This window comes from Mesorhizobium waitakense, assembly GCF_056431085.1.
In genome coordinates this window covers 1-9510 of the sequence record NZ_JBWKME010000140.1, presented here as the reverse complement: position 1 = coordinate 9510, position 9510 = coordinate 1, and the positions used below count along the sequence as shown (strand labels likewise).

The following is a 9510-nucleotide window of genomic DNA, read 5'->3' as shown; positions in this document are numbered from 1 at the left end:
TCAAATCGCTTGCGCCATGCTATGGATGCGATGAATGTCGATTCAGCCTAGCGCAGCCAGCCGATCGCCAGTTCCTTGACGGCATCGAGCGCGCGCTGCGGCAACGTGCCGACGCCGATCGACTCGGCGGCGAAAAGCGGCGTTTCCTGGCTGAGCGTGTCGCCGATCCAGACGCGCAGCGCGCCCACCGGTTGCCCTTCCTCCACCGGAGCGGCAACCGGGCCTGTGTAGACGATCTTGGCCGTCAGCTTGTCGCGGTTGGTGATCGGCAGGAAGATGGCGATCGGACCCTTGGCCTTCAGCGTCACCCCGGATTTCGCGCCGCCAAAAACCTGGGCTTCGCCGACCACCTCGTCCTTGGCGAAGATTTCGGTCTTCTCGAAAGAGCGAACACCCCAGTCGAGCAGTTTTCGCGCCTCTTCGGCACGCTCCTTGTCGCTGGCCAGTCCGCTCATCGCCGCGATAACCCGCGTGCCGTTGTGGTTGACCGAACCGACGATGCCGAAGCCTGACGTCTCGCTCGCGCCGACCGCCAGGCCGTCGGCGCCGATGTCCATTGCCAGAAGCGGATTGCGGTTCCGCTGCGAGATCTTGTTCCAGGTAAAATCCTTCTGGCCGTAGTAGTGATAGAAATCCGGATAATCGCGCCACAGATGCACGGCCAGCAGCGCCAACTCCCGCACCGTCGTCTGCTGGCCGTCCGCCGGCAGGCCGGTCGAATTGACGAAGGTCGATGTCTTGAGCCCGATCTGGCGGGCGCGCTCGGTCATCTGCGCAGCAAAATTGTCCTCCGAGCCGGCCATGCCTTCGGCAATGACAATACAGCCGTCATTGGCCGCCTGCACCGTTACGCCCTGAATGAGATCCTCGAGCCGGATCGACGATTTGAGCTTGGCAAACATCGTCGAAGTTCCCGAAGGCGCACCACCCTTGCGCCAGGCGTTTTCGCTGACCACGAACGTATCGTCGAGCTTCAGGCGTCCGGACTTTATGGCGTTGAAAACCACTTCCATGGTCATCAGCTTGGCCATCGAAGCCGGCGGTATCGGCTTGTCGGCATCTTTCGAAAACAGCACCGTCCCGGTCTCGGCATCGATCATGAAGACCTGCGCGGCCTTGGTCTCGAAAAGCTGCGCACTGGCTGGAGCCAGGGAAAGCAATAGCAGGCAAAAAAACAGAAGCCCGGCGAAAGGCTGGAGCAAGCGAAATTGCATGAAATTCGACCCGTTGGCCGGCACGTCCGGCAAGCCCGCGAAAAGTATCAGGCTTTTTCCGTGGCGGATCAACCGCGCAGTGGAAATCCGACCTTGCTTGCGCTCAGTTGCGCACAGCCAGCGCATCCGGCGCGCCATGCGCCCAGGCTGCCTGCAGCAGATCATCCAGATTGCGGTGGCCATCGGGATAGAGATTGACCGAATACCAATCCTCGCCGTCGAGTTCTGAACGCTGGATCTCGATCTTGCCGAATGCGGCAAGCTGGGCGGCAACGCGCTTGGCCTCCGCCGCATCCTCGAACGAACCCGCCGCGACATAGTCGGTGGGCGAACCGGCGGACGGCGACTGACGCTTCCACGACTGAAGCAGGTCGGCCGGTAACATGCCGTCGCCGCCACCCAGTGCGGCGAAGGCGTTGGAGGCGCGCTCTACGCGCTCGTCCGCATAGGAGAGCGAGGCCACGGCAAACGGCGATTGCGGCGGCAGGTTGATCTCCGGGCGTTCCGGCACGATCGGGCCGAAATCCGGCAATGCCAGGTCGCCATACGCCGGCGACTGCGCCGGCGTGACCGCCTGGGCCGTCCCCGAATCGGTCAACTGGCCAGGAAACGGTACGGCGGCGGCACCAACGGGAAGGCTCGGCGACGGTCCGTTCATGGCGACCATGACGCCGGTCGGCAGTCCATCCGACGGGTCCGGCGCCCTGTTGCCGGGATGGTAGGAGGCCATCAGATACTGGTCGTCATCGCCGTCGAGCGGTGCGCGGCCGACATACTCGACCTTCACCTGAGCGGTGCCGATATTGGCATAATCAAGCATTTGGGCGGCGCGCTCCGACACATCGATGATGCGGCCTTCGTGATAGGGGCCGCGATCGTTGACGCGAACGATGACCGAGCTGCCGGTCTTGAGATTGGTGACACGGGCATAGCTTGGCAGCGGCATGGTCGGATGCGCCGCCGTCAGGTGTGTCATGTCGTAGACTTCGCCATTGGCGGTAAGCCGGCCGTGGAAGGCATCGCCATACCAGGAGGCCAGACCGACCTTGGCGTAGTGCTTGTCTTCCTTGGGGTAATACCACCTGCCCCGGACCTGATAGGGCTTGCCGAGCTGGTCCCGGCCGCCGCCACGCTGCAGCCGCCCGCCCCGGAAGGCCACACGTGGGCTTGCCTTCACGCCATATTCGGATTCGGAGAAATATTCCTTGGAGCGGGTCTTTTTGTAGACCATCGCTTTGGGTTCAGGCGATGCGCAAGCCGCCAGCAAGGCAGCCGATACCGCCAACAACGCGACTGTAGCAGCGCGACGAAGACGCGGGTGCGTCACAGCCTGCATTTTTTCAGATGTCCCCTACAGTCTCAATGAAAGACGCCGCCATCTAACCGCCAGAGGAGCCAAAGCACTCACTCGACAATACCAACGACGCCGTGAACCCCGATCCTTTGTGCGCAGGAATTGTTTATCACGGTATTAATCGATTATGGCCGGAATCGGGCAATATTGTGGCACGGTGCCTTTTCGGCCAGCCGGCAGCTTGGACGGAACGCGCATGCGGTCGGCATTCTTGCTCGATCGCCGAAAAGGCCCATCAAGCCCGGTTCCTCCCCTGCCCTGTATCGTCACCGGCCGATTGTACGACACGTGCCGGTCGACAGGTCTTTGCCGGGCCACTAGAGCAGTGGGCCGAGATTGCTGCAGGAATGGCCGAGCGGCTTAAGGCACCGGTCTTGAAAACCGGCGTGGGTGCGAGCTCACCGTGGGTTCGAATCCCACTTCCTCCACCAGTCCTCAAACGCAAACAATTCTCTATCGCGGACACCGCGTGGCTGCGGCCCAGCGCTGGCGCGGGTTGCAGCTGAAAGCTGGGGATTGGCACTCGCCGACGAAGTGCGAGTTGTTCTCCGAATTGGCCCACATTCTCCAAAGCTGGGGAGTATGCCGTTTTAACCCCCAGCTATCGATATCAGCAATTTCAAGGACATGGAGGCTCGGAAGCTATAGGCAGTTTTAAGTTACTTTCGGTAGCCGAAAGGCATGCTCTCCAGAATAGCTGGTGCTCAGATACCGTCGGCCGTCTTCCCGGTCAGGAAGTTAACAACAAACAAGCGCTGATCTCACCGAACGGGAAGACCGCTATCGGCGGATAGGCCTATTTCGCTCTTGATTGTAACTATCGTTCGTTCATTAGCGAATCCTCATGTTTTCCCTCGCCACGAACGCACATAAGGCGTAATTTGCAGACCGCTGGCTGGGACCTGATGGAGCCAGCGACTGAGAGCGGGAGACTCCGCCTTAACACATGGCGCGCTTCTAACTCGCCTCGTTCCGAGCGCTCTCAAGATTGCCCGCCTCGGCCGGCCTCTCCTTTGTGCGATTCCGGCCGCTGTTACTTTTATGTCTGGAGGACAAATCAGCTTTTCACACTGGAGGAGGAACCATCATGCATTATCTTGCACGCCGCGAATTCATCGTTCAAGGCAGCGCGGCCGTAGCCGCACTGACGGTCTTCAATTCACAGTTTGCCCAGGCCTTTCCAAGCCGGGCGGGTGAGACCGTGATCCCGTGGCTTGACCAGCCGCAGCCCAATCCCGTTCCGGCGGTCATCCAGAGCCAGCTTGTCTGGGAGGATATGGATACATGGGTGACACCTAATGAGAAGTTCTTCAGCATTGCTCATTTTGATCGGCCAACCATTGATGCGAATGCCTGGAAGCTGGAAATCGATGGGTTAGTGAAGAAGCCTCTGAGCCTGTCGCTTGCCGACCTCAAGGCACGGCCGCGCCAGGAGGTGGCTTTCACGGTGGAATGTTCGGGTAATCACGGTTTTCCCTTTTTTACCGGCGGCATTGGCAACGCTCAGTGGGCTGGCACACCTCTCGCCGCCATTCTTGAAGAGGCAGGCGTGAAAGAAAACGGCATCGAAGTTGTTTTTTGGGGCACTGATGTCGGCGACATCGCTCTCAAGGACGATAATCGCGACGTCAAGATGCATCAAAATTTCGCCCGCAGCATGTCGCTCGCCGATGCGATGAGCCCCAATAACATCCTCTGCTACGAGATGAATGGGGCCGCCCTGCCACCACCCAACGGTTCCCCCGTGCGGCTCATCGCGCCGGGGTGGTATGGCATTGCCAACGTCAAGTGGGTCAAGCGGATTGAGATACGCAACACGCGCTTCATGAGTCTGTTGATGGGACGAGACTACGTCACCATCCGCGAGGAAGAGCACAATGGTGAGACCGTGTGGGCCGAGACCTCGGTCGGCCGTGCATTGCTGAAGTCCGCGCCTGCCAGAGTGACGCGTAGCGATGCCGGATACCGGATCAACGGTGCGGCCTGGGGCGCTCCAATCGCCAAGGTCGAAGTGAAGGTTGATGATGGCCCATGGCTTGAAGCGACGATCGACCATGGTGAAGAAGCTGAATTCGCTTGGAAGGTGTGGTATCTCGACTGGAAAGACCCATCAAAGGGCGAGCACACGGTCACCTCGCGCGCCACTGACATGGCGGGACAAATCCAGCCTGCCATGGATGATCCCTGGATTACCAAGAAACATACTTACTGGGAAAGCAACGGCCAGGTTACGCGCCGCATCGGCATTGCTTGAGAAGGTCTACCAGCCGGCCGTACCACCTCACGGGAGGATCGATTTGACCTCATGCCGAACATGAGGTCATTTCGTCATTGCTGTCGAGCAAGCGGCAGCGCACGAACGTCCGAAATGAGGCGGATTGCGGCCCGGCAGCATTGTGGCCGGAAGCGGACCGCGTCGTGCTTCCTTTGTTCCCTCACGCCGCAAGGCAAGGAATAGCCCAGCGACGCAACGGTCTTCACGGAAAGCGCGCCAATGGCTTATGCCCTTGGTCGCGGCACTGTCGCCGTCGCCCACAGACAGCCTATTTTCCTGATGGACGATATAGGCTGGGTCTCCTTGAGTTCGCACTTAAATGTCTCGCCGAGGGTTTGGCGGGACCTCCGCTATGCTCGACCCGCTGTGGTCACGCGCATACCTGCCGCAGGGCCAGATCTTGTCAGCGGCATCAAAACACGCCTGCGAAAGTTCGGGGGCATCGATACCGAGCAACTGAACTCGTTTCTTGTCATGCCACAGCGTGTCGCCGTCATGAGCAAACCAATGCTCTGCTGCGGACACGGGGCCACAGGTGAGCACGAAGGCAAGAGCAATGGTCAATCTACACATGGCCGGAGCATTGTGATTATTGCGCCTCGTCGTAGCCGCCGTTCGTTCAGATGGGTCTTTAACGTGGTTGCACCTGCGCCAGTAGCGCCTCAACCACAGGGAGCATGTTTCTAACGATGATCGCATCCCCCGCTGCATTCGGGTGGTCGTGGTCCGCTTGCAGCAACTCCGGATGCCCAGTCACGCCCTCCTTGAAGTCGGCGTAGAGCAAGTCTCCATGCTTGGTCGCTAGCTCGGAGAACATCTTTGAAAACAGCTCGGCATAATCAGCCCGAGCCTAGACGAGCAATAGCCATAGGCTGCGGTTCCAACCACAAGCACTGGAACGCGCTTCTGGGCGAGTTCGCTCTCGTGTCCTCCAGGTCGATACGAGCGCAATCGTTCTGACCCAATTCAACGATGACAACGTGGTTTGCAGGGCTCGCCTGCAGGTCAAGGCCGTCCTTGGATTCCGCCAGCCAAGCGAGACCCCGTTCGCTGGTATCCCTGTACCCCACCTCGACAATTGTCACTGGGTGCCCGGCGGCGTTCAGCCCAGCCTTTAGCCTGGTCGCAAAGGTCTCAGTGGCTGCTACTCCATAGCTGTTGATGTAGCTGTCGCCGAGGGTGACGATTGTCGGAGGTGCATCCTCGGCGTCCGCGTTGCCGGCTAACACCAACATTGCGGAAAGTGTGGCAACCACAAACGCAACGTCACGCACTATCGTCATGGTCTACCTCCAGCGGGACCATTCGGGGGCTATCCTTGGCGTAAGGCGCCCGCTGCGGTGTGTGTCACCGGCGGCGGGGCCCCTGCATCTCCTAGGCAGGTATCAGAACGGCGATGCGATGCACGCCGACTACGGCACTTGTATTTGTCGCTTCGTCGGTCTTGCCCTTGGCGCACGTATACATGTCGCCTTCCTTGAGCTTGAATTCCTTGTCCACCTTTTTGATGGTGAATTCGCCCGCAGCGATTGTGCACACCATATCGTTGTCCATCATCATTGCCGGAGCGTGTGCACCGGGCTGAAATACCACATCGACAATTGCGATGCTCTTGTAGGCGGCAATGTCGGCGTTCCCGGTGCCGACCTCCACCACCCTGACGCCGGGGGCAATCTCCTTGCCATCCTTCGGGCCATATTCCTTGGTTTTTGCAGATGCCGCCAAGGCGAACAATGGCGTTACGGCAGCGGCCGTTACACCGAGAGCAATTGCAGATCTGCGATTCAACTTATCCATCGCATCCTCCCATTTTCGTCACGCGTGAATGTGCGGGACGCTTCATATTAGCAGAAATGCATTTGCAAGGCTCTTCCCGATGGCGCCGAGGAGAAGATCCGCATAGTGCTGGATGGTTTGCGCGGTGAGAAGTCGATTGCGGCGCTGTGCCGGCGCGAAGGGATCGCCGAGAGCCTCTACTACAATAGGTCGAAGGAATTCCTCGAAGCCGGCAAGAAGCGGCTGGCAGGCGACACCGCGCGTGCCGCCACCAGTGCGGCAAACCGCATCCGAAGCAGACAATTGCGCAGAGCGGAGAGGTGGGATGCGGGCCACGGCCGCAGGCACGGCCGTCAGCGTCGCTGTCGGGTGGCTGGACACAGTCTTGGTCGTGTCTAGGTTGTCGCGTTGTGAATCAATTGCGGTGAAGTCTGCTTTTGGCAACGGGATGGCTCTGTTGGAACGTCCGAAATGAGGCGCGAAGCTGTCGTAGTGTGGCTAAGTCAATAGATGTGATCCATCACACTTCCCTGCACCGGTCCATCTCCCACTCGACCGGAAACCCACGCACCAGCGGCTGTAGCTGCATCGTCCGAGGCTGGCGCCCATCGAGAATGGCTTCGACCAAGTCAGGCGCCAGGAGCGTCAATCGAAGCATGTGGGAGAAGCGTGCTCATGTCCGCTTTGGGTCGAAGGACTAAACCGCTCGCGCGGTATGGGCCTGCGGCAATCCGGGCGGTCAACACGATAGCATGATGCGGCGTCCTCTCTGAAGTTGGCCTGGCTTCTTCCTGCCCGTCCGTTGTGCTCTCGCGCCTGCTCCGAGCGCGATCACCTAAGCGCCAAGCGACATGCGTTGCAGATCGATGCCGACGCTTGCCATGACGACGAAGGTGCCAAGGATGGTCAGGATGATGCTGGAACCGATGACGACCCCCATGGGCCAGCCCATGGCGAGCCACAGCACCGCCAGCACGATCGCGACGGCCTCAGCCAAACTGATGAAGAACGAACGCACGGAAGTGTCGATGAGCTCGGACCGTCGCGATACCGGAGAGATGTTCGGCGGCGAGGGGTGACCCGGCTTTCGCCGACATCGCAATTTCGATTCCACCTAACAGCGTCCGCAAGATCGGACAGGTGGAATGGCCAAAGGTCATACCTGCCGAACCCGACGCGAATTTGCGACGATAAGCGCCACCGTATTGAAGGAGACGCAGCCAAGGGACCGACGTTGAGACTGGTCATCAGCCAGATAGCGGGTGCGTTCCTGCAGGCGTTGACGTTCCGCTCGGCCCGCCGACACGATCCACTTCTTGCGGCGGTCGGTGTGCTGAAACGCCTCTACTCGGAGAGGCGTCGGAAACCTGCCAATAGGCTTGCTCGGAAAGACAGATATTGCCAGGTTCGCAGATGCCTTCCAGGCGCGCGGCGATATTGACGCCATCGCCCATCAGGTCGCCATCGCGTTCTTGCACGACGTCGCCCAAGTGAATGCCGATCCGGAACTCGATGCGGCGATCATCCGGCACCCCGGCATTGCGCTCAAGCATGGCGTTCTGCACTTCGATCGCGCATCGCACTGCTTCTACCACGCTGCTGAACTCGACGAGGCTCCCGTCACCTGTGCGCTTGACGACGCGACCACGATGAACGGCGATGGTGGGATCGATGAGATCGCTGCGCAGCGCCCGCAGCCGTGCCAAGATGCGATCTTCATCAGCGCCGGCTAGCCGGCTGTAGCCGACCACATCCGAGACCAGTATCGCTGCAATTTTGCGGGTCTCACCCATGTCGTGCTCCCTCCATCCAGTCTGGCACTACTGCCGAGCCAAAGGAAGATAGCTCCGAGCCATTGGTCGGATGGTTCGCGTAGGATCGACTCCAGTCGTTCGAGATAAATGTCGGGTACACAACTTGCCTGTGCCCTGTCCGTTAGAGATGTCCACTTTTGGTGAATGGATGGGGCCGTGGGAATGACTGTCATGCGGCGCAGAGCCGCCATTCAGGAAAGCAGCCGCCACCGCGTGTGACCTACCAGCTTGCGTCTAAGGCTATGCTGCGCGATGCTCTTGTCGGGGGACAAATGCAACTGCCAAACCGTCTGCTTTTCGTTGACGTCGAAACGACGGGCTTTTTTAGCTCCGATCGCGTGGTGAGCCTTGGCCTGATCGCTGTTGACTCCCAGAGTATTGTTGCCGAGACCTATTCCGTCCAGGCGGCCCATCTGATCTTCGATCCAGGTAAGAAGAGCCATCCGCGCGCCGAAGCAGTTCACGGGTATGACGATTGGACACTTCGTCATCAAGATACGTTCAACGTCCACGCACACGCATTAAGCAAGCTTTTTTCGGGTTCTCCTTGCGTCATCGCTCACAATGTCGAATTTGATCGGCGTTTCATCGAGCAGGAATTCGACCTCGCTGGAATGCCGCTTCCGGAGCTCGACTATTTCTGCACGATGCGAAGCTACCGTGAGCAAATTGGTGGCCGGTCCGGTTTAAATGCAATTCTTTCACAAATGGGTCTTGCTCGGGCTGGCCGAATCCACGGCGCGTTTGAAGACGCCTGGATGGCGATGCAGGTCTACTGTTGGCTCAACGGACTGCCTCGCGCGACTAACGGCGTCCCGGCAATGCCGCTGTCAAACTTCAAGGCGCCTCCACCCCGGCCAGAAGGCCGTCTCCCTCGACGATCCAAAAGATCAAAGGGAATCGCGAAACCTGCGCTCAACCCCTTGCTCGCGGGTCTTGTCAAAGATTTGTCATCCCTTGGTACTTTGATGCTTTATCTCGCCAAGTCGGATGGCCTAAGGCTTGTTGAGATTCAGGATTCCGCCTGAGATTGGATTGTGATTCAAGCTTTGGATGGAACGATTCGTGCTGACGGAC

7 protein-coding genes and 2 pseudogenes are annotated in these 9510 nt (G+C 59.3%); 3 read left to right on the top strand and 6 right to left on the bottom strand.

Going from position 1 to position 9510, the window contains the following annotated elements; genetic code table 11:
• Window positions 1-47: 47 nt before the first annotated feature.
• Together AC07FD_RS27620 and AC07FD_RS27615 are read right to left on the bottom strand one after the other, a co-directional pair.
• Window positions 48-1214: a D-alanyl-D-alanine carboxypeptidase family protein gene (locus AC07FD_RS27620; protein WP_478352416.1), complete on the bottom strand. Its 1167-nt coding sequence runs from the start codon at window positions 1212-1214 to the stop codon at window positions 48-50.
• Between the two features lie 103 nt (window positions 1215-1317).
• Window positions 1318-2550, bottom strand: coding sequence for a septal ring lytic transglycosylase RlpA family protein (locus AC07FD_RS27615; protein WP_478352415.1), 1233 nt, complete (start codon window positions 2548-2550; stop codon window positions 1318-1320).
• A gap of 1105 nt (window positions 2551-3655) precedes the next feature.
• On the opposite strand from AC07FD_RS27615, the gene AC07FD_RS27610 reads away from it, so the two are divergent.
• Window positions 3656-4822, top strand: coding sequence for a sulfite oxidase (locus tag AC07FD_RS27610; protein ID WP_478352414.1), 1167 nt, complete (start codon window positions 3656-3658; stop codon window positions 4820-4822).
• An 860-nt stretch (window positions 4823-5682) separates the two neighbouring features.
• On the opposite strand, the gene AC07FD_RS27605 is transcribed toward AC07FD_RS27610, so the two are convergent.
• Window positions 5683-6126, bottom strand: coding sequence for an SGNH/GDSL hydrolase family protein (locus AC07FD_RS27605; RefSeq protein WP_478352413.1), 444 nt, complete (start codon window positions 6124-6126; stop codon window positions 5683-5685).
• 91 nt (window positions 6127-6217) lie between these two features.
• Window positions 6218-6640, bottom strand: a complete 423-nt coding sequence (locus AC07FD_RS27600) for a hypothetical protein (protein WP_478352412.1) — start codon at window positions 6638-6640, stop codon at window positions 6218-6220.
• Between the two features lie 84 nt (window positions 6641-6724).
• Between AC07FD_RS27600 and AC07FD_RS27595 the strand changes: the two are divergent.
• A pseudogene (locus AC07FD_RS27595) lies at window positions 6725-6895 on the top strand (transposase); the annotation flags it as partial.
• A gap of 559 nt (window positions 6896-7454) precedes the next feature.
• On the opposite strand, the gene AC07FD_RS27590 reads toward AC07FD_RS27595, so the two are convergent.
• Window positions 7455-7637 (bottom strand): hypothetical protein, encoded by a 183-nt coding sequence (locus AC07FD_RS27590; protein ID WP_478352411.1) that lies wholly within the window; start codon window positions 7635-7637, stop codon window positions 7455-7457.
• Window positions 7638-7983: 346 nt separating this feature from the next.
• Window positions 7984-8412 (bottom strand): annotated as a pseudogene (locus AC07FD_RS27585) (adenylate/guanylate cyclase domain-containing protein); the annotation flags it as partial.
• Between the two features lie 236 nt (window positions 8413-8648).
• Here AC07FD_RS27585 and AC07FD_RS27580 point away from each other — a divergent pair.
• Window positions 8649-9461 (top strand): 3'-5' exonuclease, encoded by an 813-nt coding sequence (locus AC07FD_RS27580; RefSeq protein ID WP_478352410.1) that lies wholly within the window; start codon window positions 8649-8651, stop codon window positions 9459-9461.
• The last annotated feature ends 49 nt before the right edge of the window (window positions 9462-9510 follow it).